Origin of the sequence: Christiangramia aquimixticola (assembly GCF_048285835.1) — a bacterium.
GTDB lineage: Bacteria > Bacteroidota > Bacteroidia > Flavobacteriales > Flavobacteriaceae > Christiangramia > Christiangramia aquimixticola.
This window is the reverse complement of record NZ_JBLVTL010000002.1, coordinates 546440-546831: the sequence shown is the minus strand read 5'-3', so window position 1 is coordinate 546831 and position 392 is coordinate 546440.

The window sequence follows — 392 nt, the reverse complement described above, 5'->3', positions numbered from 1 at the left end:
GTCTACCAATTCCGCCACTCGAGCAATAGGATGGCAAAAATATAAAATTTTTAGTTTCCTGAAATGAAATAATAGGAATTTATTCAAACTCTCACATTCCGGCAGAATTTGAAGTAGTTCCAATTCATACAGCCGTTTACTTTAACCATAACAAACTGCTTATCAATAAATTAAATTTATATTTATTTTTTCAGCTTAATGTTCCACGTGTCATTATTTGAAATATATTCGCCCGATTTTTAATTATATCATATAAAATGAAAAAACTACTTATTGGTGCTCTTGCACTTGCTTTATTTACTTCAGTAATTTCTTGTAGAGAAGAAAACAACGAATCTGTTGAAGAGAACGTAGAAGAAACTTCAATTAATGAAGAGGCTAACCTACAGATG